A 23,572-nucleotide genomic window follows, 5' to 3' on the forward strand; every position below is an offset into this window, starting at 1 on the left:
CGGCCCCCCCCCCCCCCCCCCCCCCGCCGAGCCAGCCCGGCCAGCAATGACCCGGGTGTCGGGAACCCAGGGTTATGGCGAGCACGCCATGGCCCTGGCCGAGCGCTACGAGAGCATCAGCTTTGCCGACGTGCATGCCGAAGTGGCCCATCTGATCCCGCCGGCGCCGGCCCGCATCGCGGACATCGGCGCCGGCTCGGGCCGGGACGCCGCGGCGCTGGCGCGCATGGGCCACCAGGTGATCGCGGTTGAACCCACCGCCGAGCTGCGCGCCGAAGGCCAGCGCCGCCATGACGTGCCGGGACTGGCGTGGAGCGATGACGCCTTGCCCGGCCTGGACGGCCTGCGGGCGCGTGGCGAGCGTTATGACCTGATCATGCTGACGGCGGTCTGGATGCATCTGGACGAGGACGAGCGCGTCGCAGGCATGGCCAGCCTGGCCGGGCTGCTGGCGCCGGGCGGCCAGATCCTGATGACGCTGCGCCACGGCCCGGTGCCGCCGGGCCGTCGCATGTTCGACGTGTCGGCTGCCGAGACCATCGCGCTGGCCGCGCGCCACGGGCTGTCCAGCCATCATCTGGGCACGCGCGGGGACATGCTGGATCGCGGCGACGTGCGCTGGAGCATGCTGGGGCTGAGGTGGTCATGAAGGCGCAGGACATGGCTGAGGGCGCAACGCGGACGGGGTTGCCCGACGCCTTCGTCACCGAGCGCCTGCGCGCCACGCGCATGACCGGGACGCACGGTGCTTTCGTGGCCGCCATGCACGCCGACGCGGCGTTGATGGCCACCATGGGCGGCACGCGCGATACGGCGGCCAGCCGGCGTTATCTGTTGCAGAACACCGAGCATTGGTCCCGGCATGGTTTCGGCATGTATGTGCTGAATGAGCGCGGCAGCGGCGCGCTGATTGGCCGCGCCGGACTCAAGCGTGTCGCGTCCGAGGCCGGGGCCCGTGATGGCGCGTCCGTGGCGGAGATCGCCTACGCCTTCGTGCCTTCGGCCTGGGGCCTGGGCTATGCCGGAGAGATCGCCCGCGCGCTCGTGGCCATGGGATTCGGCTTGCTGGAACTGTCCAGCATGACGGCGACCGTGCTGGCGTCGAACGGCGCCTCGCGCCGTGTGCTGGAGAAGGCCGGCTTGCGCTGCGCGGGCCAGGCGTCTTCCGTCACGGGTGAACCCAAGCTGCGCTATGAACTGGGTCGGGGGCAATGGCAGGAGGGCGAGTCTGTCTCAACCGGCGCGCACCTGGGCGGCAAGCCTGGCGGCGCCGCGCCGGAGCGCTAACATTCCGTCATGAACATCCGCGCCGTACCCCCGATCGACCAGGACCCGCCGCCCGTTCCTCCCGAGGCGCCCGCGCCCGAGGAATGCTGCAACAGCGGCTGCATACCCTGTGTGTACGACCTCTACAACGAGGCGATGGACCGCTATCGCAACGAGCTGAAGGCCTGGAAGGCGCGTCATCCCGAGGCCTAGCGTGTGGTCCCGCGCAGGCTTGCGGGCGCATCCGCCCGGCAGCACAGCCTGATCGGGCCGCGAGGGAGCGGCGCGTCTTGGCGCAAGACCGCCGGCGGGGTTCAGCCCGCCAGTTTCATGTGGATGATGGGGAAGGGCTGGCCGGCCTCGTCGTGTTCCGAGCGGCCGACGTCGACGAAGCCGTAGTGCCGGTAGAAGCCGATGGCTTGCGGATTCTGCTCGTTCACGTCGACTTGCAGCGAGCCGTGCAGCGAGAGCGCGAAATTCAGCAGGCGCCGTCCCGCGCCCTTGCCGCGCTTGCTGGCGTCCACGAACAGCATGTCCACCTTGTTGCCCTTCAGGCCGATGAAGCCGGCGATCTCGCCGGCCTCGTCCTCACAGACCCAGACCCGCACGGCGGGCAGGCGCACGTTGAGCACCTGCGGGTACAGCGCCTGGATGTCCTTTTCGGTCAGGAAGGCATGGGTGGCGCGGACGGACCTGAGCCAGATGTCCACCAGGGCCAGATCGTCGCCGTGGTTGCGTTCTCGGATGTTCATTTTCTTATTGATTCTGTATGTCGGGCGCCGGCCGGTCGGCGCCGTGTCGCGTGTCGCTAAAGCCCTGAACGATAGATGTCGGTTGCCGCCAGCACGGTTTCCATCTGGACAGTATGCGCGAAAACATAGCGGTCGCCGTAGACGGTTTCATCCGGAAACTCGGAGATCAGCGCCATGGGCAATTCCTCGCGGTCCGTTTCCGTGACCTGCACCGGGATGCCGTTCATTACCGCGAATCCGGTTTCGAGCGCATGCGCGCGGAACAGTTCCAGCTGCCGGGCATTGAATTCCACCAGCCCGGGCACGTTGCGGGCCAGCCGGGCCGTGACGCCCTCGATCAGCCGGCGCGCGCGTTCGCCCCAGCCGGGGTGGTGGCGCAGCACCAGGAAGAAGCCTTTCGGGATGGTCCACAGCTCGAAATGGCGCGGCAGGTAGCCTGACAAGGGGCGCGTCCATTCATGGGCGGGATAGCCGTGCAGGTTGATGTGCAGCTGGGCCCCGCTGATGGCGTGCGCCTGGTGGCGGCCGTCGCGCTCGAAGAACGGCGCGCGCTCGCGGTAGGCGATGTCGTCGCCCAGCGCGCTGTAGCGCGAGGCGTGCAGCATGTGGCGCGGATGCTGCTCGCGCAGGCGCGCGAAGAGGGCGTAGCCGTCCGGATTCTCGGCGGCGATCAGCGCGAAGTGGCCCTTGCCGCTGGCGGCCAGCGCCTGCGCCGCGCGCAGCGCGCCGACCACGCCGGAGGTTTCGTTGGCGTGCTGGGCGCCGGAAATGAAGACGGCGGGACCGGGGCCGCGCAGGTAGGTGCCCAGCACCGGCCGGCCCTGGCGCGAGGTGGCCTGGAACGTGTCGCCGCCCAGGGCCGCCATGCAGCCGGCGATCTGCGCCGCCGATAGCGGCTCGCGCGCCTGCGCCAGCGGGAAGCCGGGCAGGGCGGGCGTGACCGCCGATATGGGCGTGAAGGCTTCGACCGAGATGCGCACGCGCGCGGCGCCGTCGTGGCGGCGCACGTCGGGAATGATCTGACCGGGCTGCAGGCCGCGGTCGCCGGGCGGGCGGCCGGAATGCTGCTGGAAGTGTTCCAGCAGCGAGAAGTACAGGTCCTCGTGCAGCGCCTCGTAGGTGCTGACGATTTCCTCGTCGACCGGCAGCGCGAAGTCGATGCCTGGCAGGTCGACGCGGATCTCCAGGCGCTCGAAGTAGGGTTCGTGGGCGCCCCAGGCATGGTTGCGCACCGCGTCGACGGCGGCGCGGAACGCCAGTTGGTACTCGGTGGCCTGGGCGGCGTCGACGCGGGTCTCGCCGGCGGCGTCGCGCACGCGCAGCCAGCCGGTGGGCGACAGTTCGGCCACGCCGTCCGGCGCATGGCCGAGCTGGTTGGGCGCGAACACGCGCGATTGGATCTCGCGGCCGTCGGCGTAGCGCAGGTCGACGTCATAGTGCAGGTCGGACGCGCCGGGCTGCAGTGTCACGCGCACGCCGTCCAGCAGGGCGACCAGTGGATAGGCCTCCAGCGTGAAGCGCTTGGCCTGGGCGTGTTCGTGCAGGGGATAGCGGATCTCGGCGGCGACCAGGCCGTCGCGCTCGACCTCTTCCAGGAAGTAATGCAGCAGCGGCTTGTAGGCGCTGCGAAAGCGCGCCTGCACGCCGGCCTGGGCCAGGCGGGCCTCGGCGGCGCGGCGCGCCTGGGCGTCCTCGAACAGCCAGCCCTCGAGGTGCGCGCCGCGCCAGGCCGGCGCCATGTAGGCGTGGGTCCAGGCGTCCAGCGTGCGGTCGAATGTTTTGTCCAGCAATGACATGCGTGTGTTCCTTGGAGGCCTAGGCCTTGCCGGTGGGATCGAGGCGGTCGCGCAGCCAGTCGCCCAGCAGGTTCAGGCCCAGCACCGTCAGCATGATGGCCAGGCCGGGGAAGACGCTGACCCACCATGCGGTCTGCATGTAGGTGCGGCCGTCGGCAAGCATACCGCCCCAGCTCGGGATCATGGGATCCACGCCCAGGCCCAGGAAGGTCAGGCTGCTTTCCAGCAGGATATTGTTGGCGACGTTCAGCGTCATCAGGATGACCAGCGGGCCCAGCAGGTTGGGCACGATGTGGTGGCGGATCATGGCCAGGTCGCGCACGCCGAAGGCGCGCGCGGCCAGCACGAACTCGCGTTCGCGCAGCGCCAGCACCTGGGCGCGGACCAGTCGCGCGTACTGCACCCATTGCGAGATGATCATGAAGAAGATCACGTTGAACAGGCCGCCGCCCAGGATGGCGATGAACGTGATGGCCACCAGGATGAAGGGCAGCGCCAGCTGCACGTCGGCGAAGCGCATCACGATCATGTCCCAGAAGCCCCGGTAGTAGCCGGAGATCAGGCCCATGATGATGCCCAGCAGCGCGCCGCCCAGCACCGAGGCGAAGCCGACCAGCAGCGAAATCTTGCCGCCGACGATGACGCGGGCGAGCACGTCGCGGCCCAGCGGGTCGGTGCCGAAGGGGTGGGCCGCGCTGGCGAAGGGCGCGGTCAGGCGGGCGGCCAGGTCCATGGATTCGCCGCCGTCGGGGAACAGCCAGCCCGAGGCCAGCACCAGGAGGATCATGACGCCGGTCAGGCAGGCGCCCAGCACGAACTCCAGCGAGCGGTAGCGGCTGCGCGGCTTGGCGGCCTTGGGGGCGGCGGTGGTGGTGGTGGTCTGCATGGGGCTCAGCGCGTGCGGATACGGGGATCGACGATGCCGTAGGCGATGTCGACGATCAGGTTGACCAGAACGATGACGGCGGCCAGCACCGTGACCGTGCCCTGCAGCACGGGGTAGTCGCGGCCGGAGATGGCGTCGAACGCCAGCGTGCCCAGGCCGGGCCAGTTGAACACCATCTCGATGACCACGATGCCGCCGATCAGGCCGCCGAACTGCAGGCCCAGGTAGGTGATGAGCGGAATCGCGCAGTTGCGCAGCGCGTGCTTGTACAGCACCACGCGTTCCTTCAGGCCCTTGCTGCGCGCGACCATGATGTACTGCGCCGACAGCGTTTCCAGCATGGTGGTGCGCACCAGGCGGATGTTGGTGGCGCTGAGGATGATGGCCATGGTCAGCGACGGCAGCACCAGGCTGGCCGGGCCGCTCCAGCCCGAGGGCGGCAGCAGCGGGAAGGTGATGGACAGCAGCAGCACCAGCATCAGCGCCAGCCAGAAGTTGGGGAACGACAGTCCCACCAGCGACAGGATGCGGATGGCCTGGTCGGTGGGCTTGCCGCGCTTGATGGCGGCCTGGATGCCCAGCGGCAGCGAGATCAGGATCGAGGCGATCAGCGAGCTGAAGGCCAGCATCAGCGTGGCGGGCAGCGCGTCGCCGATCAGCTTGGCGACCGGGGTGCCGCCCATGAAGCTGCGGCCGAAGTCGCCGTGCAGCAGGCCCTGCATGTAGGACAGGTACTGTTCGTGGAACGGGCGGTTCAGGCCCAGCGCCTGGCGGATGTTGGCCAGGTCCTGCTCGGTGACGCTGCCCGAGCCCTGGCTGAGCATCAGCGCGGGGTCGCCGGTCAGGCGCACGGCATAGGAAACGAGCAGCGTGACGGCCACGATCACGAAGACCGCCTGCAGCACGCGTTTGATGAGAAATCCGGTCATAAGGCGCCGCCCCGGCTTGCGCCGGGGCGGGTCGGTGGGGTTAATGCTTCAAGTCAGCGCCAGGGCGGCGCTCAGTCAACCGAGGTGTTCAGGAAGCGGAAGCGGATGTCGCCGGGCACTTCCAGGTTCTTGACGCGCTTGTTCACGCCCACGATGGTGTTCAGGCTGTAAAGCGGCAGCTCCAGAGCCTGGTCGGCCACGTAGCCGGCGATTTCCTGCAGCATGGCTTCGCGCTTCTTCACGTCGTAGACGGTGCGCTGCGCTTCCAGCATGGCGTTGAGCTTGGCGTCGTTGTCGTACGGGTTCCACTTCTGGCCCGTGTGGTACATCAGGTAGGCCGTGTTGTCGTAGTCGTAGGTCCAGCCGCCCCACTGGTTCTGCCACATTTCGCCGGTCTTGCCGCCGGGGATGATGTCGTTGAGCAGCACGCCGGTCTCATACGGCTTGATGGCGGCGCGCACGCCCACGGCCTGCAGGTAGCCGGACACGGCCTGGGCCACTTCACGGAAGTTCGAGTCGCTGCCGCGCACGTCGATCTGCACCGTGGCGCCCGGCTTCACGCCGGCGGCGGCCAGCAGCTTCTTGGCTTCGGCGGGATTGAAGGGCAGGGGCTTCTGCTCGGGGTTGTAGCCGAACGACTGCGGTCCCTGGAAGCTGGCGATGGTCTTGGCCTGGCCCAGCAGCAGCTGCTTGACGATGGCGTCGCGGTCCACGGCCATGATCAGCGCGCGGCGCACGTCGCGGTTGCTGGTGATGCCGGTCTTGGTGTTGTAGCGCAGGGCGAAAGCCACCGGGCCGCCGGTCGAGATGACGTCGGCGTTGCCGGACTTCTTCACGGTCTCGATCAGGCCCAGCGGGATCAGCGTGGCGATGTCGACGCGGCCGGCCTGCAGCTCGGCGACCTGGGTGCCGGGCTCGCCGATGAAACGGTAGACCACCTTGTCCAGCTTGGGCTTGCCGCCCCAGTATTCGTCATTGCGCGCCAGGGTCACGTTGACCTTGGGCTGGTAGCTCTCGAACTTGAACGGGCCGGTGCCGACCGGGTGGGTGTTGAAGTTGTCCTCGCCCTTTTCCTGGATGTACTTGGGCGGCACGATCATGGCGCCGTAGCCGGCCAGTTTGGTCAGCAGCACCGGGTCCGGCTGCTTGAGGATGAAGTCGACGGTGTTCTCGTCCACGACCTTCACCTCGCCGATCGAGTCGTAGTTGGACTTCTGTGGACCCTTGGCGCCTTCCGCGCCCAGCAGGCGGTCGAAGGTGAACTTCACGGCCTCGGCGTTGAAGGGCTCGCCGTTATGGAACTTGACGCCCTGGCGCAGCGTGAAGCGCAGGCGCTTGTTGTCGTCCAGGTATTCCCACTTGGTGGCCAGGCCGGGTTGCAGCTTCAGGTCGGCGCCGCGCATGGTCAGGCCGTCGTACAGGTTGCTGCCCACCGAGCCCCAGAAGGTCACGAAGGTGTCGATCGGGTCCCAGCTGCCCGGATCCTGGTTGATGGCCACGTTGAGCGTGCCGGCGGCATGCGCGGCGGGCAGGGCGGCGCCCAGGGCCAGGGCCAGCGCGGTGGCGGAGAAGGTCTTGCTGAGGAAATGCATGGTCGCCTCCAGGGACGGGGAATATGCTGACGTAAGGGAATCAGGCCGCGCGGGCGACCAGGTGGCCGGGCGCGAACTCGGCCAGGGGAATGATGGCCGGCTCGTCGCCGACGCGGCGCACCGGGCTGGGGATCTCGCCTTCGATCAGCGAGGTGTCGATGTGGCGGCCCGGCTCGGCCACCGGCACGGCGGCCAGCAGCTTGCGGGTGTATGCGTGCTGCGGCGATTCGAAGATCTGGCGGCGCGTGCCCAGTTCCACGATCTGGCCCAGGTACAGCACCGCCACGCGGTGACTGACCTTCTCCACCACCGCCATGTCGTGGGTGATGAACAGGTAGGACAGGCCACGGTCCTTCTGCAGGTCCATCAGCAGGTTCAGGATCTGCGCCTGGATCGACACGTCCAGCGCCGACACCGATTCGTCGGCGATGATGAGCTTGGGGTTGCTGGCCAGCGCGCGCGCGATGCAGACGCGCTGGCGCTGGCCGCCCGAGAATTCATGCGGATAGCGGGCGGCGTGCTCGGGCTTCAGGCCCACCTGTTCCAGCAGCTCGCCGACGCGGCGCGCGATGGCGGCCTCGTCCGACAGCAGGCCGTGCGTGCGGATCGGTTCGGCGATGCTGAAGGCCACGGTCTTGCGCGGGTCCAGCGAGGCGTAGGGATCCTGGAAGATGTACTGGATCTCCTGGCGCAGCCGCTGGCGGCCGGCGCTGTCCATCGAGAAGATGTCCTGGCCGTTGTAGCGCACCGCGCCGCCGGTGGGCGCGATCAGCTGCTGCAGGGTCTTGCCGATGGTGGACTTGCCGCTGCCCGATTCGCCCACCAGCGCCAGCGTCTCGCCCGGATAGACGTCGAAGCTGACTTCCTCGACGGCGTGCACGCGGTGCGTGACGCGGCCGAACAGGTTGTGGCCCACGTCAAAGCGCGTGGTCAGCTTTTCCACGCGCAGCACCGGCTCGTCGTAGCGGGCGGTGTCCTGGTCGCGGGTCTCGCCCACTTCGCGCAGCTCGCCGTCCTCCAGCACGGTCTGCGGCGTGCGCAGCGGCAGGTCGCGGCCGGTCAGGCTGCCCAGGCGCGGCACGGCGGCCAGCAGGGCGCGGGTATAGGGGTGCTTGGGCGCGCGGAAGATCTCTTCCACCGTGCCCTGTTCGACCTTCTTGCCGCGCAGCATCACCACCACGTCGTCGGCCATCTCGGCCACCACGCCCATGTCGTGGGTGATGAAGATCACGGCGGTGCCCAGGTCGCGCTGCAGCGCGCGCACGGTGTTCAGGATCTGCGCCTGGATGGTGACGTCCAGCGCGGTGGTCGGCTCGTCGGCGATCAACAGGCGAGGCTGGCAGGACAGGGCCATGGCGATCATCACGCGCTGACGCATGCCGCCGGACAGCTGGTGCGGATAGCGGTCCAGCAATGCCTCGGCGTCGGGCAGGCGCACTTTTTCCAGCAGCGCGCGCGCGGCCTTGCGGGCGGCACCGCGCGAAAGCTGCTGGTGCAGCATGATGGCCTCGATGATCTGGTCGCCGACCGTGAACACCGGGTTCAGCGAGGTCATCGGCTCCTGGAAGATCATGGCGATGTCGTTGCCGCGAATCGCGCGCATGCGCTCCTCGGACGCCCGCGCCAGGTCGATCTCCTGGCCGGCGCCGTCGCGGAACAGGATCTGGCCCGAGGCGATGCGGCCGTTGGTGTAGTCGGTCAGCCGCATGATGGCCATGGACGTGACCGACTTGCCCGAGCCGGACTCGCCGACGATGGCCAGCGTCTTGCCGGGACGCACGTCGAAGTCCAGGTTCTCGACCGCGCGGAACACGCCGTTGTCGGTATTGAAGTCGACCGATACGCCGCGCACGGACAGCAGCGGGGCGGCAGGGGAGGCAGTGGAGCTAGACAACGTGGAATCTCACAGCGAGGTGGCGGCGCGCGCGGCCTGGTCGTACAGGCCGGAAAGCGCGCGCAGGGTGTTGGCCAGCTGATGGCTGGCCTCGTCCGCGGCGGGCGAATCGATGTAGGGCTTGACCAGGCATTGCTCGCGCACCTCGGCATAGCGCCGGATCGCCGCGGCGCCTTCGTCGGTGGTGGAATAGATCACTTCCTTGCCGGTCTTGACGCCGCGCACCACGCCCAGCCGCTCGAGCTTCTTGAGCGAGTAGTTCACCAGGTGCGTGTCTTCGACATTGAGCGTGAAGCAGATGTCGGCCAGCTTCTTGCCGCGGCCGCGATGGAACACATGGTTCAGGACCAGGATATCCAGCGAGGTCAGCTCGGGCAGGCCGGCGCAGGCCATGCAACGCACCATCCAACGGTTGAAGGCGTGCGAGGCGATGATCAGGCCGAACTCCACCTCGGACAGCTCGGGGGAGGAAGAAGCGAGATGGGAGGAGGAAACGATGGCGTCCCGGCGGGAAGCAGGCATGGGGTACGGCGGACAGCAAGGGATCGATGACAAAACGTTAGCGAATTATTAACGATTCGTTGCTGTCAGGGCATTCGGGATTACCCGGCGTCAGGCCGGCGCCGTGCCGGCTTGGGTCATGCCGGCGCCGCCGTTGCGTCCGTCCATCTCCCGTTTTCCCAGGCGAGCCGATGCGTGGGCCGCAGCGCCGCCAGGAAGGCCGCGTCGTGCGAGGCCACCGCCAGCGCGCCGGGATAGCCGGACAGCGCCTCCTCCAGCGCCTGCACCGACGCCAGGTCCAGATGATTGGTGGGTTCGTCCAGCAGCAGGAATTGCGCCGGCTCCCGCCGCCACAGCGCGCAGGCCAGCGCCGCCTTGATCCTTTCGCCGCCGCTGAGCCGGGCCGCTGGCGCATCCACCTGGGCGGGGCCCAGGCCCAGCAGGGCAAGCCGGCTGCGCAATTCGCCCTGGGGCAACCGCGCACCGAGCCGGTCCAGCGCTTGCAGCAGCGTCTCGGCATCGCCCAGCGCCGAGGCACGCTGGTCCAGGATGGCCGTCGGCACGCCGACCTCGCAGCGCCCGCCGAGGGGCGCGAGTTCGCCGGCCAGCATGGCCAGCAGCGTGCTCTTGCCGCAGCCATTGGGGCCTTGCAGGGCCAGCCGGAAGGGGCCGGACAGGTTCAGCGACAGGGCTGGCGCGCCGGCGGGCCAGGGCGGGGTCGCCGCCTCCAGATGCAGCACGCGGCGGCCGGCCGGCACGGCGGTTTCGGGCAGGGCGAGCGCGATGGCGGCGGCGGGCGCGACCTTGGCGGCCGCCTGCCGCACGGCGGCGTCCAGCGCCTGGGCGGCGGCCTGCATGCGCAGCCGCTCGCGGCCGGCGTGCCGTTCAGCGCTGGCCTTCTTCATGCCCAGCAGGATGGGCGCCTGATTTGCGTCGCGCGCCTGCCGCGCATTGCGCGCGCCGCGTCGCTGCTCGGCGTCGTGGCGCTGGCGCAGTGCCCGCAGGCCGGCATCGCGTTCTGCGCGGGCGTGGGCCAGCGCGGCATCGGCCGAGGCGGCCTGCTGTTCATGGTGCCTGCGATAGGCGCTGTAGTTGCCGGCGTGGCCGGCCAGCGCGCCGCGTTCCAGCGCCACGATGTCCGACATCGTGTCCAACAGGGTCCGGTCATGGCTGGCGACGATCAGGCCGCCGCGCCAGGTGGTCAGCCTGTCCATCAGCCAGCCCCGGGCGCGGGCGTCCAGATGATTGGTGGGCTCGTCCAGCAGCAGTCCGTCGGCGCCTTGCGCCAGCGCGCCGGCCAGCGCCACGCGGGTCAGTTCGCCGCCGCTGACGGCGCTTGCCGGCCGTTCCGGCGGCCAGGCCGGCAGACCGGCGTCCGCCAGCATGCGCGGCCATTCCTCGCGGACGCGCCAGCGGCCATCCATCAGGTCGAAGTCGGCCTGGCTGCCGGTGCCGGCCTCGATGCGCGCCAGGGCGCGCAGCGCGGGCGTCATGCCCGCCACATCCGCCAGCGTGACGCCCGGGCCGGCGGGCAGGGACTGCGGCACGGCGGCGATGCGTCCGCGACGCTCGATGCGGCCGGATTGCGCAGGCAGTTCGCCGAGCAGCAGTCGCAGCAGCAGCGTCTTGCCCGCGCCGTTGCGCCCGATGAGGCCGTGGCGCGCCACGCCGAAATCGTGGCTGGCGTCTTCCAGCAGCATGCGGCCGTCGGGCAGCGCATGGCTGACGTGGCGCAGGCTGATATGGAAAGTCGCCGCGAGCGGCGCGCGGGATTGCAGGGCAGAGGAAAGGGGCCGCGCCGGCGCGGGCGCGTGGGGTGCGTGGGCCATGAAGCGCTCCTGACGATGAACGGGCCTTGCGGACGCGGCGGGCTGCCGGCGGCAAGGACGGATCGGAGGAAGGCTTAGAGGTTCATGGCGGGGGCGCTCCCGGCGGTGAAGTGAGCAGCCATTGTCGCATATCGACTGCGGCGGTCCGTGCCCGTCGCGGTCGCGGCGCGGCCTGCGCCGGCTACTTCATGAGCGGGCCACAGACCTTGATCCAGTCGGATTTCTGCGAAGCCAGCATGCCGGCTTCCCGATCCATCGCGTCGGCCGTGTCGGCGGGAAAGGTTCCGCCATCGCGCGCGCAGACTTCGTAGCGGTCGGCCAGTTCGAAGCGCAGGTCCAGCAGGTCCAGCCGCCCCTGGCACAGCGTGCCGTCGAGCTTGCCGCCGCGCGTCGCTTCCAGCGCGTCCTGCGCCGACTGGGCGCGCCGGTAGTCCGACTGCGCGGAATCGAAGGCCGCGACGCAGTCTTCGGCGGCAGCCGAGCTGGAGAAGGCGGCGAGCAGCAGGGCGGCGGACAGGAGGCGGGATGCGGTCATGGACAGGCGGAAGGGCGCAACAGGAAAGGGCGCGCCGGGTTCGGGGACTGCATCATAACTGGGCTGCCATGCAGCGCTCAGGCAAGGGTGGCATGCAGGCGCAGGCCAAGCGCGCGCAAGACCTTGAGAATGGTGCTGAAGTCGGGGGCGCGCTCCCCGGACAGCGCTTTATACAGGCTCTCGCGTGACAGCCCGGTGTCCCGCGCGACCTGGGTCATGCCCTTGGCGCGCGCGATATCGCCGAGCGCCTTGGCAATCAGCGCCGCATCGCCTTCGGCGATGCATGCGTCCAGGTAGAGCGCCATTTCCTCGGGCGTTTTCAGGCGCTCCGCGATGTCGTATTTCCGTGTCGTCAGTTTGCGCATGGGGGGCTCCCTGTGGAGCGACAGTAAAGGGGGCGATGCTGGCAGCTTCAACGGCGTTGACGGCAGCCGTCTGGTTTTCAGAAATTCCAGTCCAGTTTGTCGACCAGGCGTAGCGCCATCCTGATATCGGCGTCCTGGGTCGATTTATCTCCTCCTGCAAGCAGGATGACGATGGTTCCCGCGATGCGTTCGGTGAAATACACCCGATAGCCGGGACCGAAATCAATTTTCAATTCAGAGACTCCCTTTTCCAGATGCCGGCATCTGCCTGGGTTTCCGAGGGCCAGTCGCTGTATGCGTGCTTGTATTCGCGCCTTGCCGACCTTGTCTTTCAGGCGGGCTTCGAAGTCATCATAGGCTTGGGTGCTGCGGAGTTCTTTCACGGGTTCCTGGCCTCGCCTTTTGATAGTCGATGACTGTCATGTGCGTTTCCTGGTCCGTGATTCTTGTAGCCATGAGGCTACGAAAAGAAGTGTAGCCATATGGCTACGAAGGTGCAAGAAACTTTGTAGTCATCCGGCTACATCTTGCCGCCTCGAAGGACATGGCTCCATCCTCATTCTTGATAGGTGGAAATCCCTTGACACGCTGGTTTTTCGCATTGCCTGCGGTGGGCAAGCAGGCGATATAGGCAACCCCAGGAATCCCCTGATCGAAATCGGCCCGAACACGGTTTACCTCCACCCGAAACTGGTCTACCTTGCTTTACATGTCAAGGATCTGCGGGGCGCGCCCGCGCCGTCCGGCTGGATGATCCTGGACAGACAGTTCTGTTTTATCAACGCCCACGCTGGAGATGAAAGAGAATGACCGACACGCTCATCAAGGTCGACCTGGCCCAATCCCCCTACGAGAACAAGCAGATCCACAACCGCTGGCATCCGGATATTCCGATGGCGGTCTGGGTCAAGCCCGGCGACGACTTCGTCCTGGAAACCTATGACTGGACCGGCGGCGCGATCAAGAACGACGACAGCGCCGACGACGTGCGCGACGTGGACCTGTCCACCGTGCACTTCCTGTCCGGGCCGGTGGGCGTGGAGGGCGCCGAACCCGGCGACCTGCTGGTGGTGGACCTGCTGGACATCGGCGCCAAGCCCGACAGCCTGTGGGGCTTCAACGGCTTCTTCAGCCGCAACAATGGCGGCGGCTTCCTGACCGATCATTTTCCGCACGCGCAGAAATCCATCTGGGATTTCCACGGCATGTTCACGTCCTCGCGCCACGTTCCGGGCGTGAATTTCGCCGGCCTGATCCATCCCGGCCTGATCGGCTGCCTGCCCGACAAGAAATTGCTGGACGACTGGAACAAGCGCGAGCAGGCGCTGATCGACACCAATCCGAACCGCGTGCCGCCGCTGGCCAACCCGCCCGCGCCCAAGACCGCGCACATGGGCGCGTTGCAGGGCGCCGACCGCGATCGCGCGGCGGCCGAGGGCGCGCGCACGGTGCCGCCGCGCGAGCACGGCGGCAACTGCGACATCAAGGACCTCTCGCGCGGCGCGCGCGTGTTCTTCCCGGTCTACGTCAAGGGCGGCGGCCTGTCGGTGGGCGACCTGCACTTCTCGCAGGGCGACGGCGAAATCACCTTCTGCGGCGCCATCGAGATGGCCGGCTGGGTCCACATGCGCGTGTCGCTGATCAAGGGCGGCATGGACAAGTACGCCATCCGCAATCCCATTTTCAAGCCCAGCCCGATCACGCCGACCTACAAGGATTACCTGATCTTCGAAGGCATCTCGGTCGACGAGCAGGGCAAGCAGCACTACCTGGACGTGAACGTGGCTTATCGCCAGGCCTGCCTGAACGCCATCGAATACCTGAAGAAGTTCGGCTATTCCGGCGCCCAGGCCTATTCCATCCTGGGGTGCGCGCCGGTGCAGGGCCATATCAGCGGGGTGGTGGACATTCCCAACTCCTGCGCCACGCTGTGGCTGCCGACCGAGATCTTCGATTTCGACATCCAGCCCTCGGCCTCGGGACCGGTGAAGCACATCAAGGGTGGCGTCGACATGCCGCTGTCGCGCGATCGCTAGGAGCCCGCATCATGCCCATCTATGACTATGCCTGCGGCGGCTGCGGCGAGTTCTCGGCGCTGCGGCCGCTGGCGCAGTGGCGCGATCCCGCCGACTGCCCGCAATGCGGCGCGTCCTCGGAACGCATCGTGGGCGGCGCGCCGGCCATCTCGGCGCTGTCGTCGGCGGTGAACCGGGCGCGCGCGGCGAACGAGCGCAACGCCAACGAGCCGCGCAGCTCGCGCGCCGGCCACGGCATGAACTGCGGCTGCTGCTCGGGCGGACGCAAGTCCGGCAAGACCCGGGTGGCGGCGGACGGCGCCAAGTCCTTCGCCGGCTCCCGCCCCTGGATGATCAGCCACTGAATGAGGCCCCCCCGAAGCGCTGCGCGCTTCCCCCAGGGGCATGCCTACGGACCGGCGGAGCCGGATCCGTGGCATCCCGCTTTGGGGCAGCGTCTTGCGGGGCGGGCTCATTCTTGCGGCCCACAGGCATGCACTCCTGAGGAGCACGCGGGCGCTTTGGGGCGGCTATCTCATGCGGGGTAGTACGTAGTGGGGCGCCAGCGGGCCGGTGGGGCGGGTGCCGTCACGGTATAGCTGGGTCAGCTGGTTTTCGCCGACGAAGTAGCGCTGGCTGTCGCCGGAGGCGTCCAGGCGGATGGTGCTGCCGTCGGATTCCCACGAAAAGGTGCCGGCCACGACTTCGGGCTGGGGCTGGCGGTCCAGGTACTGGGTCTGCTTTTCGTAGCGGCCGTTGTCGGACTGGGTCACGCGCGTGCGGATGCCCGGGCAGTCGGCGCAGGGCAGCACGCCTTCGTAGCTGCCGGCCCAGTCCAGCGAGTCGCGCGCCGTGTGGCTGTCCACGGGGGCGGCGTTGCGCGACGGAGCGCAGGCGGTCAGGAAGGCTAGCGTCAGGGCGCAGGTCAGGGTGGTCTTGATCATCATGGCGAGCTCCTGTTTGGCAAAACCGGCCCACGATACGGATGGAAGCCGCGGGCCGCTGAAACCGGATGTAAGACGCGAGACGGCGCGCGGAGGCGTGCATTACGCTGTCCTGCCCTTCATCCGACAGGCGCATCATCGCAATGAACGGCGAACACCGCTACCTCGTCCGCGTGGAATGGACCGGCAACACCGGCTCCGGCACGTCCGACTACAAGTCTTATTCGCGCAACCACCTGATCCAGGCCGAGGGCAAGCCCGACATCCCCGGCTCATCCGACCCCGCGTTTCGCGGCGACCGGACGCGCTGGAATCCGGAAGACCTGCTGGTCGGGTCGCTATCGGCCTGCCACAAGCTCTGGTATCTGCACCTGTGCGCCGTCGAGGGCGTGCGCGTGCTGTCGTACCGCGACGAGGCCGAGGGCCTGATGGCCGAGGATCCCGAGCGCGGCGGGGCGTTCACGCGGGTGGTGCTGCGTCCCGTCGTCGGCGTGGCGCCGGGGGCGGACACCGCGCTGGCCGCCGCGTTGCACGAGCGCGCGCATCACTTCTGCTACATCGCCAATTCGGTGAATTTCCCGGTGCTGTGCGAGCCGCGCATCGTCGAGGAAGGCTAGGGCCGGGTATCGCGGGCGTCCATGGCGGCGGCGGGGCGGCGCCGTCGCGGCGATAACTTTTACAATTTTCCGGCGGCCGGCTGTCACGCGGCCGCCGGCTGTCTCGTCTTATGCACGACGGCGCTTCGCAACGGACGCCCGATCCCTTTTCCAACCGCATGAGCAGAGAGAGACCATCATGAGCACCGCCCGCCTGAATCCCTATACCGCCGCGCCCAAGGCCGTGAAGGCCATGCTGGCCCTGACCGAGGCCGCCGAGCATTGCGGCCTGGAAAAAAGCCTGATCGAGCTGGTCAAGATCCGTTCCTCCCAGATCAATGGCTGCGCCTATTGCATCCACATGCATTGCAGCGACGCCCGCAAGCTGGGCGAGACCGAGATGCGCATCTACCTGCTGCCGGCCTGGCGCGAGTCGTCGCTGTATTCCGGCCGCGAGCGCGCCGCCCTGGCCTGGACCGAAGCGCTGACCCGGCTGGCGGACACCGGCGCGCCCGACGCCGACTACGACGAACTGGCCCGCCACTTCAGCGAAGAGGAGCGGGTTAACCTGACGCTGGTCATCAACATGATCAACGGCTGGAACCGCATCGCCGTCGGTTTCCGTTCCGTGCATCCCAAAGACTGAAGGCCGACGCCCAGCATGAGCGCATTGACCGCAGGCGACGCCGTCGCCGATTTCGAGCCCCATCGCCGTGTTTTGCAGGGACTGGCCTACCGCATGCTGGGCTCATGGTCCGAGGCGGAGGACATGGTGCAGGAAGCCTGGCTGCGCTGGCGCGATGTCGATCGAGCGCAGGTCGACGCGCCGCGCGCCTACCTGTCCCGCACCGTGACCCGCCTGTGCCTGGACTACATCAAATCGGCCCGCGCGCGCCGTGAGGAATACGTCGGCCCGTGGCTGCCCGAGCCGCTGCCCGACGCCGGCCTGTACGGCGGGCTGGGCGAGGGCGCGCTGGCGCACGATCTGTCGGTGGCGCTGATGCTGGCGCTAGAGCGGCTGTCGGCGCCCGAACGCGCCGCCTTCCTGCTGCACGATGTCTTTGACCAGCCTTACTCGGAGGTCGCCCGGACGCTGGGACGCAACGAGGCGTCCTGCCGACAGCTGGCGTTGCGGGCGCGCGAGCGCGTGCGCGAGGCGCGGCCGCGCTTCGCGGCCACAGAGCAGGACGGCCTGCGCATCGCCGAGGCCTTCCTGCAGGCGTCGCGCGAAGGCGACCTGGGCGCCCTGCGGCAATTGCTGGCCGACGACGCGGTGCTGCACTCGGACGGCGGCGGCAAGAAGGCCGCCACGCTGCGACCGGTCATGGGCGGCGACAAGGTGGCGCGCTTCTTCGCCGGCATCGCGGGCAAGCCGGGCGGCAAGCTGCTGGGCGCGGCCGTGGTGCGCCTGAACGGCATGCCCGCCGTGCTGGGCACCGAGGCCGACGGCCTGCCGCGCTCGATATCGCTGGACATCCAGGATGGCCGGATCGTGGCGGTCTACATGGTGCGCAACCCTGATAAGCTGCGCCATGTCGCGGCCCTGGCGCCGCGCCAGTCCGCCGAACCCGATGCGCCCCTATCCCCCTGAACGATACGGCCTGAACCTGCCCGCGCTGGACCTGCCCGGGCTGCGCCTGCGCGCCATGCGCGAGGCCGATGCCGATGATTGGCACGACTACCTGCGCCTGGAGGAAGTGACGCGCCACACCAGCTGGCGGCTCGATGGCCCGGCCACGCTGTCGGCGCTGATCCGCGCCTATGCCGAGCCGGCGCGTTCCAACAGCATGCGGCTGGCGATCGCCGGGCCGGACGACAGGCTGGTCGGCACGATCGGCCTGAACGAAATCTCCATTCCGCACCGGCGCGCCGAGATCGCCTACGACCTGGCGCCGACGTATTGGGGCAGGGGCGTCGCCAGCGAGGCCTGCCGCAAGCTGGCCGAGTGGGCCCTGCGGGACCTGGGCTACGCCCGCATCCAGGCCACGGTGCTCGACACCAACCAGGCTTCGCTGCGGGTGCTGGAACGCTGCGGCTTCCAGCGCGAGGGGCTGTTGCACGCCTATCGCGAGGTCGCCGGCGCATCGCGCCACTTCTGGATCTACGCGCGCACCTGGCCGCCGGCGGGCGGCGTGGCTGATTGTGGCTGATGGGGCTGGCGGGGCTGGCAGGGCTGATGGCGTTGGCGTATCGCGCCGCCGGCACCATCGGCGCATCGCCGTCGCCGGCCTGCCGATGCGTCGGCGCAAGGTAGACTAGCCCCTTCCTTTTTATCGCCCATGGAGCCGCCGTGTCTGCCGCCCTGATCGTGATCGACGTGCAACGCGCCCTGTTCGAAACCTCGCCGCCGCCGGCCGATGCCGACGCCGTTCTCGAACGCATCAATGCGCTGGCCGACCGCGCCCGCGCCGCCGGCGCGCCGGTCATCTACGTCCAGCACGAAACCCGCGACGGGGCGATGGCCGTCGGCCAGCCTGGCGTGGACCTGGATTTACGGCTCACGCCGGCGCCCGGCGACCGGCGCGTGCGCAAGACCACGCCCGACTCGTTCCTGCGCACCACCTTGTTCGACGAGCTGGAGGCGGCTGGTGCGTCGCGCCTGGTGATCTGCGGCTATGCCACCGAGTTCTGCGTGGACACCACCGTGCGCCGCGCGGCCGGGCTGGGCTTTCCCGTGACGCTGGCGGCCGACGCCCACACCACCCACGACAAGCCGCATGCTCCCGGCGCCCGCATCCGCGAGCACCACAATGCCACGCTGCCGGCGATCAGCAGTTTCGGCGTGCGGATCCAGGCGCTGCCGGCCGCCGCCATCGATTTCCCGGCCGGGGGTGGGGCCTGATGGATCCGGAGCTGCTGTCGCTGCTGGTCACGCGGACCATGCCTTTCGGCAAGTACCAGGGCCGGCTGATCGCCGACCTGCCCGGGCCGTACCTGGCCTGGTTCGCGCGCAAGGGCTTTCCGCCCGGCGAGCTGGGCCGGCTGCTGGCGCTGATGCACGAGCTGGACCATAACGGGCTGGCTTCCCTGCTGGCGCCGCTGCGCAAGACGGGCGCTGGCAAGGTGGGCCAGGGCAAGTGAAGCGGGCGGGACAGGGGCGGGCAGGGCGGGCCTTGGCGCCGGCGCTGTCGCGCAAATGTCACGAAATGCGCGCGAACGGTGCTACAATCGGCGACGTCCTACTCAGGATAGGTCCAGGCAGGACAAATCCGAGTCCAAGCCCCAAACGGGTCCAAGCACCAAACCGAGTCCAAGCCCCCAAGCGGTCCCGACATCATGTTTTTCCCGCAGGCACGAACTACTACTTGGAACTTTCGCCCTATGTCGCGTTAAGTTTTTTCGTGCGTCGGGTTTCACCGTGGCAAGTCGGCGGTAAAGCTCATAGCAAGACAAATCCAGAAAACGCGGCATAGGCCGCGTTTTTCGTTTCCGCGTTTTCCGCATACCTCTTTCGTTTTCAGAACCCAGGAAGCACTCCCGATGGTACAGATCACATTGCCCGATGGTTCGCAGCGCCAGTATCCGGGGCCGGTCACGGTCGCCGACGTCGCGCAGTCGATCGGCACGGGCCTGGCCAAGGCCGCCTTGGGCGGCCGCGTGGCGTTCGACGGCGCCGAGTCCAAGCTGGTCGACACTAGCTACCGCATCGAGTCCGATGCGAGCCTGGCCATCGTCACCGCCAAGGACGCCGACGGCCTGGACCTGATCCGCCATTCCACGGCGCACCTGCTGGCCTACGCGGTCAAGTCGCTGTTCCCGGACGCGCAGGTCACCATCGGCCCCGTGATCGACAACGGCTTCTACTACGACTTCTCGTACAAGCGCCCCTTCACGCCGGAAGACCTGGCCGCCATCGAGAAGAAGATGGCCGAGCTGGCCAAGAAGGACGAAGTTGTGACGCGCGAGGAATGGTCGCGCGACGACGCCGTCGAATTCTTCAAGGGCATTGGCGAAAAGTACAAGGCCGAGATCATCGCCTCGATCCCGTCCAACGAGACGCTGAGCCTGTACCGCGAGGGCGAGTTCATCGACCTGTGTCGCGGCCCGCACGTGCCGTCCACGGGCAAGCTCAAGGTCTTCAAGCTGATGAAGGTGGCCGGCGCCTACTGGCGCGGCGACAGCAAGAACGAGATGCTCCAGCGCATCTACGGCACGGCCTGGGCCACCAAGGACGAGCAGGACGCCTACCTGCACATGCTGGAAGAGGCTGAGCGCCGCGATCACCGCAAGATCGGCCGCGAACTCGACCTGTTCCATTTCCAGGACGAGGCCCCCGGCCTGATCTTCTGGCACCCCAAGGGCTGGGCGCTGTGGCAGCAGGTCGAGCAGTACATGCGCGGCGTCTATCGCGACAACGGCTACCAGGAAGTGAAGGCGCCGCAGATTCTCGACATCTCGCTGTGGAAGAAGACGGGCCACTGGGACAACTACCGTGAAAACATGTTCACGACGGAGTCCGAGAACCGCGTCTACGGCCTGAAGCCCATGAACTGCCCCGGCCACGTGCAGATCTTCAACGCCGGCCTGCACTCGTACCGCGAGCTGCCGCTGCGCTACGGCGAGTTCGGCCAGTGCCACCGCAACGAGCCGTCCGGCTCGCTGCACGGCATGATGCGCGTGCGCGGCTTCACCCAGGACGACGGCCACATTTTCTGTACCGAGGAACAGCTCCAGGACGAGTGCGCCGATTTCACGGCCCTGCTGCAGAAGGTCTACCGCGACTTCGGCTTCACCGAGGTGCTGTACAAGGTCGCCACGCGTCCCGAGAAGCGCATCGGCTCGGACGAGGTCTGGGACACGGCCGAATCGGCGCTGATGGAAAGCCTGCGCCGCACCGGTTGCGAATTCGAGATCTCGCCGGGCGAGGGCGCCTTCTACGGCCCCAAGGTCGAGTACACGCTGAAGGACGCCATCGGCCGCCACTGGCAGTGCGGCACGATCCAGGTCGACTTCTCCATGCCCGTGCGCCTGGGCGCCGAGTATGTGGACCAGAACGACCAGCGCCGTCCGCCGGTCATGCTGCACCGCGCGATCCTGGGTTCGCTCGAGCGTTTCATCGGCATGCTGATCGAAAACCACGCCGGCGCGATGCCGCCCTGGCTGGCTCCGGTGCAGGCCGTGGTGTGCTGCATTTCCGAGCCTTCGGCTGATTATGCGGCTCAAATTGCGCAAAGCCTGAAAAAACAAGGCTTTAGGGTTGAATCGGATTTGCGCGGTGAAAAAATCACTCGTAAAATCCGGGAGCACAGCCTGCAGAAGGTGCCGTACATCCTCGTCGTCGGCGACAAGGAGAAGCAAAATGGCACCGTCGCCGTACGCGGCCTGGGCGGACTGGATCTCGGCGCAATCGCCTTCGACGACTTCGTCGCGCGCCTGTCCGAGGACGTCTCCACCCGCCGCGACGTTGTTCACCCCGACAGCAGCGCTGTTTAACATTTATAGGAACTTTCAACATCGCCACTGAAAAAGCCAATCGCATCAACGGTGAAATCCGCGTCCCCGAGGTGCGCCTGATAGGTCTGGACGGAGAACAGCTGGGCATCGTCAAGATCGCCGACGCCTTCCGTCTTTCCGAGCAAAGCGACGTGGATCTGGTGGAAATCGCGCCGAACGCCGAACCGCCGGTCTGCCGTTTGATGGACTACGGTAAGTTCAAGTACCAAGAGCAGAAGCGTCAAGCCGAAGCTCGTTCGAAGCAGAAGGTCATCCAGGTCAAGGAAGTCAAATTCCGTCCTGCCACCGACGAGGGCGACTACCAGGTCAAGCTGCGCAACCTGCGCCGCTTCCTCGAGGAAGGCGACAAGGCCAAGGTGACGCTGCGGTTCCGTGGCCGTGAAATGGCTCACCAGGAACTGGGCATGCGGGTACTTGAGCGCGTGCGCGACGATCTGGTCGAACTGGCCCAGGTCGAAGCCATGCCGAAGCTCGAAGGCCGTCAGATGGTCATGGTGCTGGCGCCGAAGAAGAAGGCCGCCCCCGCGGGCAAGGCCGAATCGGCCGCCTGAGTCCCACAGAGCCTCCCTCCGGGGAGGCTCTGGCGTTTCGGGTCGGCGCGTTTCTGGTCGACGTTCCCGACCGGCGTTTCACGCCGGCCCGGAGCCGGCCGGGGCAGCCCCGAATGCAAGTCACGAACCCGCCGCGTCCGCCAGGACGACCGGCGGGTTCGCTTATTGGGCGGCTCTGCGCTACGATGTGGCAATCAAGCCGCCTTCCCGCGAGGGAAGGCGGCGTCCGTTCAGGGTGTCGCGATGCACGTTTTGTTCGTTTTGGATCCCTTGCCGCTCTTGAAGGCGTACAAGGACAGTTCGGTCGCCATGATGCGCGCGCTGGTCGCGCGCGGGCATACGCTCAGCGTGGCCATGCAGGGCGACCTGTATATCGAGGAAGGCGCCGTCCGCGCCGTGGCCACGCCCATCGAGCTGGTCGACGGGGCGGACCTGCATGGTCATGACTGGTGGCGCGAAGCCGAGGCCCGGGATGTGCGCCTGGCCGATCTGGGCGCGGTCGTCATGCGCAAGGATCCGCCCTTCGACATGGAATACGTGTATTCCACCCATCTGCTGGAATACGCCCAGCAGCAGGGCGCCAAGGTCTTCAACACCGGCGCGGCCATCCGCAACCACCCGGAAAAGCTGGCCATCACCGAAATCAGCGAGTTCACCGCGCCCACGCTGGTGACCCGCAACATGGCCCGTCTGAAAGCCTTCCACGACAAGCACCAGGACGTGATCGTCAAGCCGTTGGACGGCATGGGTGGCACCGGCGTGTTCCGGCTGCAGCCCAAGGATCCCAACCTCAACGCCATCCTGGAAACGCTGACCGACAACGGCGCGCGCACCATCATGGCGCAGCGCTACATCCCCGAGATCGTCAAGGGCGACAAGCGCATCCTGCTGATCGGCGGCGAGCCCGTGCCGTACTGCCTGGCCCGCATCCCGCTGGCCGGCGAAACGCGCGGCAACCTGGCGGCCGGCGGACGTGGCGTGGCCCAGCCGCTGTCGCCGCGCGACCGCGAGATCGCCGAGGCGGTGGCGCCCAAGCTGGCCGCCCGCGGCCTGCTGCTGGTCGGCCTGGACGTCATCGGCGACTACGTCACCGAGGTCAATGTCACCAGCCCCACCTGTTTCGTGGAGATCGCCGAACAGACCGGCTTCGACGTCGCCGGCATGTTCGCGCAGGCGCTCGAGAAAGCAGCGGCCTGAGGCCGCGGGATTGCTGCCATGACCACGGGTATTGTTATCGTTGTCCACGCGCCGCTCGGCGCCGCGATGCGGGATTGCGCCAGCCACGTGATGGGCAACCTGGACGGCATGTTGGCCATCCACGACATCCAGCCGGAAGACCTGCCTGATGACCTGGCGCCGGCCGTGCTCAAGGACATCCTGGACCAGGAGCTGGGCGGCGGCGTGCTGGTGTTGACCGACCTGATCGGCGCCACCCCGGCCAACATCGCCAAGCGCGCGGTGGCCGATGCCCAGGCCCAGGGCATCCAGTGCTGCGTGCTGGCCGGCCTGAACACGCCGATGCTGCTGCGGGCGCTGACCTATCGCAACCTGCCGCTGGCCGAGACGCGCGAAAAAGCGCTGGCGGGGGGAGTGCAAGGCGTCTTGCGTGTAGACTGACGGCTAAGAATATGCCCTATCATTCGGGCGTAATATTTCAGCCGGCGCGG

General features: G+C 67.8%; 27 protein-coding genes. 15 read left to right on the top strand and 12 right to left on the bottom strand.

Annotated elements, in window-relative coordinates; translation table 11 throughout:
- The first annotated feature begins 46 nt into the window (after positions 1-46).
- From ACEU5R_RS27980 to ACEU5R_RS27990, 3 genes are read left to right on the top strand one after another with little or no spacing between them, the layout of a single operon-like run.
- Positions 47-649, top strand: a complete 603-nt coding sequence (locus tag ACEU5R_RS27980; RefSeq protein WP_103276415.1) for a bifunctional 2-polyprenyl-6-hydroxyphenol methylase/3-demethylubiquinol 3-O-methyltransferase UbiG — start codon at positions 47-49, stop codon at positions 647-649.
- 11 nt (positions 650-660) lie between these two features.
- Positions 661-1,287 (top strand): GNAT family N-acetyltransferase, encoded by a 627-nt coding sequence (locus tag ACEU5R_RS27985; RefSeq protein ID WP_392413026.1) that lies wholly within the window; start codon positions 661-663, stop codon positions 1,285-1,287.
- 9 nt (positions 1,288-1,296) lie between these two features.
- Positions 1,297-1,479: an oxidoreductase-like domain-containing protein gene (locus ACEU5R_RS27990; protein WP_392413028.1), complete on the top strand. Its 183-nt coding sequence runs from the start codon at positions 1,297-1,299 to the stop codon at positions 1,477-1,479.
- Positions 1,480-1,580: 101 nt separating this feature from the next.
- Here ACEU5R_RS27990 and ACEU5R_RS27995 read toward each other — a convergent pair whose 3' ends face one another.
- The 11 genes from ACEU5R_RS27995 to ACEU5R_RS28045 form a co-directional block, all read right to left on the bottom strand.
- On the bottom strand, positions 1,581-2,018 hold the full coding sequence (locus ACEU5R_RS27995) for an acetyltransferase (protein WP_103273784.1): 438 nt from the start codon (positions 2,016-2,018) through the stop codon (positions 1,581-1,583).
- A 56-nt stretch (positions 2,019-2,074) separates the two neighbouring features.
- Positions 2,075-3,814, bottom strand: a complete 1,740-nt coding sequence (locus ACEU5R_RS28000; protein ID WP_392413030.1) for a peptidase M14 — start codon at positions 3,812-3,814, stop codon at positions 2,075-2,077.
- 19 nt (positions 3,815-3,833) lie between these two features.
- The gene (locus tag ACEU5R_RS28005; protein ID WP_392413032.1) at positions 3,834-4,700 is read right to left on the bottom strand and encodes an ABC transporter permease; all 867 of its coding nucleotides are present in this window, start codon (positions 4,698-4,700) and stop codon (positions 3,834-3,836) included.
- 5 nt (positions 4,701-4,705) lie between these two features.
- The gene (locus ACEU5R_RS28010; protein ID WP_103273787.1) at positions 4,706-5,629 is read right to left on the bottom strand and encodes an ABC transporter permease; all 924 of its coding nucleotides are present in this window, start codon (positions 5,627-5,629) and stop codon (positions 4,706-4,708) included.
- Positions 5,630-5,700: 71 nt separating this feature from the next.
- The gene (locus ACEU5R_RS28015) at positions 5,701-7,221 is read right to left on the bottom strand and encodes an ABC transporter substrate-binding protein (protein ID WP_392413034.1); all 1,521 of its coding nucleotides are present in this window, start codon (positions 7,219-7,221) and stop codon (positions 5,701-5,703) included.
- A 40-nt stretch (positions 7,222-7,261) separates the two neighbouring features.
- Positions 7,262-9,115: a dipeptide ABC transporter ATP-binding protein gene (locus tag ACEU5R_RS28020; RefSeq protein WP_392413036.1), complete on the bottom strand. Its 1,854-nt coding sequence runs from the start codon at positions 9,113-9,115 to the stop codon at positions 7,262-7,264.
- Between the two features lie 9 nt (positions 9,116-9,124).
- Positions 9,125-9,637, bottom strand: coding sequence for a winged helix DNA-binding protein (locus ACEU5R_RS28025; RefSeq protein WP_103273790.1), 513 nt, complete (start codon positions 9,635-9,637; stop codon positions 9,125-9,127).
- Positions 9,638-9,753: 116 nt separating this feature from the next.
- On the bottom strand, positions 9,754-11,445 hold the full coding sequence (locus tag ACEU5R_RS28030) for an ATP-binding cassette domain-containing protein (RefSeq protein ID WP_392413038.1): 1,692 nt from the start codon (positions 11,443-11,445) through the stop codon (positions 9,754-9,756).
- A 181-nt stretch (positions 11,446-11,626) separates the two neighbouring features.
- Positions 11,627-11,980, bottom strand: a complete 354-nt coding sequence (locus ACEU5R_RS28035; protein WP_392413040.1) for a hypothetical protein — start codon at positions 11,978-11,980, stop codon at positions 11,627-11,629.
- 77 nt (positions 11,981-12,057) lie between these two features.
- Entirely contained in the window at positions 12,058-12,345 is a 288-nt protein-coding gene (locus tag ACEU5R_RS28040) for an addiction module antidote protein (RefSeq protein WP_103273793.1), read from the bottom strand.
- A 77-nt stretch (positions 12,346-12,422) separates the two neighbouring features.
- Positions 12,423-12,728, bottom strand: a complete 306-nt coding sequence (locus ACEU5R_RS28045; protein ID WP_392413042.1) for a type II toxin-antitoxin system RelE/ParE family toxin — start codon at positions 12,726-12,728, stop codon at positions 12,423-12,425.
- A gap of 423 nt (positions 12,729-13,151) precedes the next feature.
- On the opposite strand from ACEU5R_RS28045, the gene fmdA reads away from it, so the two are divergent.
- Positions 13,152-14,381 carry a formamidase gene (fmdA, locus tag ACEU5R_RS28050; protein WP_392413044.1) on the top strand — a complete coding sequence of 410 codons (1,230 nt, stop codon included), beginning with the start codon at positions 13,152-13,154 and terminating at the stop codon, positions 14,379-14,381.
- Between the two features lie 11 nt (positions 14,382-14,392).
- On the top strand, positions 14,393-14,725 hold the full coding sequence (locus ACEU5R_RS28055; RefSeq protein ID WP_392413046.1) for a zinc ribbon domain-containing protein: 333 nt from the start codon (positions 14,393-14,395) through the stop codon (positions 14,723-14,725).
- Between the two features lie 165 nt (positions 14,726-14,890).
- On the opposite strand, the gene ACEU5R_RS28060 is transcribed toward ACEU5R_RS28055, so the two are convergent.
- Complete coding sequence (locus ACEU5R_RS28060; protein ID WP_392413057.1) at positions 14,891-15,304, bottom strand: copper resistance protein NlpE; 414 nt, start codon at positions 15,302-15,304, stop codon at positions 14,891-14,893.
- 143 nt (positions 15,305-15,447) lie between these two features.
- Between ACEU5R_RS28060 and ACEU5R_RS28065 the strand changes: the two genes are divergently transcribed.
- From ACEU5R_RS28065 to ACEU5R_RS28110, 10 genes are all read left to right on the top strand, one after another.
- Positions 15,448-15,921 (top strand): OsmC family protein, encoded by a 474-nt coding sequence (locus tag ACEU5R_RS28065; RefSeq protein ID WP_103273797.1) that lies wholly within the window; start codon positions 15,448-15,450, stop codon positions 15,919-15,921.
- 178 nt (positions 15,922-16,099) lie between these two features.
- Positions 16,100-16,546, top strand: coding sequence for a carboxymuconolactone decarboxylase family protein (locus tag ACEU5R_RS28070; protein ID WP_392413049.1), 447 nt, complete (start codon positions 16,100-16,102; stop codon positions 16,544-16,546).
- Positions 16,547-16,561: 15 nt separating this feature from the next.
- Positions 16,562-17,491 (top strand): sigma-70 family RNA polymerase sigma factor, encoded by a 930-nt coding sequence (locus ACEU5R_RS28075; protein ID WP_103273799.1) that lies wholly within the window; start codon positions 16,562-16,564, stop codon positions 17,489-17,491.
- Positions 17,472-18,050: a GNAT family N-acetyltransferase gene (locus ACEU5R_RS28080; RefSeq protein WP_392413051.1), complete on the top strand. Its 579-nt coding sequence runs from the start codon at positions 17,472-17,474 to the stop codon at positions 18,048-18,050. The genes ACEU5R_RS28075 and ACEU5R_RS28080 overlap by 20 nt, the downstream gene beginning before the upstream one ends.
- A gap of 140 nt (positions 18,051-18,190) precedes the next feature.
- Positions 18,191-18,742: a cysteine hydrolase family protein gene (locus ACEU5R_RS28085; protein ID WP_392413052.1), complete on the top strand. Its 552-nt coding sequence runs from the start codon at positions 18,191-18,193 to the stop codon at positions 18,740-18,742.
- On the top strand, positions 18,742-18,981 hold the full coding sequence (locus ACEU5R_RS28090; RefSeq protein ID WP_103273801.1) for a DUF3820 family protein: 240 nt from the start codon (positions 18,742-18,744) through the stop codon (positions 18,979-18,981). Before ACEU5R_RS28085 ends, ACEU5R_RS28090 begins: the two co-directional genes overlap by 1 nt.
- A gap of 399 nt (positions 18,982-19,380) precedes the next feature.
- Positions 19,381-21,333, top strand: a complete 1,953-nt coding sequence (thrS, locus tag ACEU5R_RS28095) for a threonine--tRNA ligase (protein WP_103273802.1) — start codon at positions 19,381-19,383, stop codon at positions 21,331-21,333.
- 5 nt (positions 21,334-21,338) lie between these two features.
- Entirely contained in the window at positions 21,339-21,905 is a 567-nt protein-coding gene (gene infC / locus ACEU5R_RS28100) for a translation initiation factor IF-3 (protein WP_199771040.1), read from the top strand.
- Between the two features lie 243 nt (positions 21,906-22,148).
- Positions 22,149-23,102: a glutathione synthase gene (gene gshB, locus ACEU5R_RS28105; protein WP_103273804.1), complete on the top strand. Its 954-nt coding sequence runs from the start codon at positions 22,149-22,151 to the stop codon at positions 23,100-23,102.
- An 18-nt stretch (positions 23,103-23,120) separates the two neighbouring features.
- A complete protein-coding gene (locus tag ACEU5R_RS28110; protein ID WP_392413055.1) occupies positions 23,121-23,522 on the top strand; it encodes a PTS sugar transporter subunit IIA in 402 nt (133 codons plus the stop codon).
- The last annotated feature ends 50 nt before the right edge of the window (positions 23,523-23,572 follow it).

This window comes from Achromobacter sp. 413638, from assembly GCF_043119405.1.
Lineage (GTDB): Bacteria > Pseudomonadota > Gammaproteobacteria > Burkholderiales > Burkholderiaceae_B > Achromobacter.

Coding starts and splice junctions, on each gene's coding strand:
- ACEU5R_RS27980 (WP_103276415.1), top strand. CDS start 47: ATGACCCGGGTGTCGGGAACCCAGGGTTATGGCGAGCACGCCATGGCC.
- ACEU5R_RS27985 (WP_392413026.1), top strand. CDS start 661: ATGGCTGAGGGCGCAACGCGGACGGGGTTGCCCGACGCCTTCGTCACC.
- ACEU5R_RS27990 (WP_392413028.1), top strand. CDS start 1,297: ATGAACATCCGCGCCGTACCCCCGATCGACCAGGACCCGCCGCCCGTT.
- ACEU5R_RS27995 (WP_103273784.1), bottom strand. CDS start 2,018: ATGAACATCCGAGAACGCAACCACGGCGACGATCTGGCCCTGGTGGAC.
- ACEU5R_RS28000 (WP_392413030.1), bottom strand. CDS start 3,814: ATGTCATTGCTGGACAAAACATTCGACCGCACGCTGGACGCCTGGACC.
- ACEU5R_RS28005 (WP_392413032.1), bottom strand. CDS start 4,700: ATGCAGACCACCACCACCACCGCCGCCCCCAAGGCCGCCAAGCCGCGC.
- ACEU5R_RS28010 (WP_103273787.1), bottom strand. CDS start 5,629: ATGACCGGATTTCTCATCAAACGCGTGCTGCAGGCGGTCTTCGTGATC.
- ACEU5R_RS28015 (WP_392413034.1), bottom strand. CDS start 7,221: ATGCATTTCCTCAGCAAGACCTTCTCCGCCACCGCGCTGGCCCTGGCC.
- ACEU5R_RS28025 (WP_103273790.1), bottom strand. CDS start 9,637: ATGCCTGCTTCCCGCCGGGACGCCATCGTTTCCTCCTCCCATCTCGCT.
- ACEU5R_RS28030 (WP_392413038.1), bottom strand. CDS start 11,445: ATGGCCCACGCACCCCACGCGCCCGCGCCGGCGCGGCCCCTTTCCTCT.
- ACEU5R_RS28035 (WP_392413040.1), bottom strand. CDS start 11,980: ATGACCGCATCCCGCCTCCTGTCCGCCGCCCTGCTGCTCGCCGCCTTC.
- ACEU5R_RS28040 (WP_103273793.1), bottom strand. CDS start 12,345: ATGCGCAAACTGACGACACGGAAATACGACATCGCGGAGCGCCTGAAA.
- fmdA (WP_392413044.1), top strand. CDS start 13,152: ATGACCGACACGCTCATCAAGGTCGACCTGGCCCAATCCCCCTACGAG.
- ACEU5R_RS28055 (WP_392413046.1), top strand. CDS start 14,393: ATGCCCATCTATGACTATGCCTGCGGCGGCTGCGGCGAGTTCTCGGCG.
- ACEU5R_RS28060 (WP_392413057.1), bottom strand. CDS start 15,304: ATGATCAAGACCACCCTGACCTGCGCCCTGACGCTAGCCTTCCTGACC.
- ACEU5R_RS28065 (WP_103273797.1), top strand. CDS start 15,448: ATGAACGGCGAACACCGCTACCTCGTCCGCGTGGAATGGACCGGCAAC.
- ACEU5R_RS28070 (WP_392413049.1), top strand. CDS start 16,100: ATGAGCACCGCCCGCCTGAATCCCTATACCGCCGCGCCCAAGGCCGTG.
- ACEU5R_RS28075 (WP_103273799.1), top strand. CDS start 16,562: ATGAGCGCATTGACCGCAGGCGACGCCGTCGCCGATTTCGAGCCCCAT.
- ACEU5R_RS28080 (WP_392413051.1), top strand. CDS start 17,472: ATGCGCCCCTATCCCCCTGAACGATACGGCCTGAACCTGCCCGCGCTG.
- ACEU5R_RS28090 (WP_103273801.1), top strand. CDS start 18,742: ATGGATCCGGAGCTGCTGTCGCTGCTGGTCACGCGGACCATGCCTTTC.
- thrS (WP_103273802.1), top strand. CDS start 19,381: ATGGTACAGATCACATTGCCCGATGGTTCGCAGCGCCAGTATCCGGGG.
- gshB (WP_103273804.1), top strand. CDS start 22,149: ATGCACGTTTTGTTCGTTTTGGATCCCTTGCCGCTCTTGAAGGCGTAC.
- ACEU5R_RS28110 (WP_392413055.1), top strand. CDS start 23,121: ATGACCACGGGTATTGTTATCGTTGTCCACGCGCCGCTCGGCGCCGCG.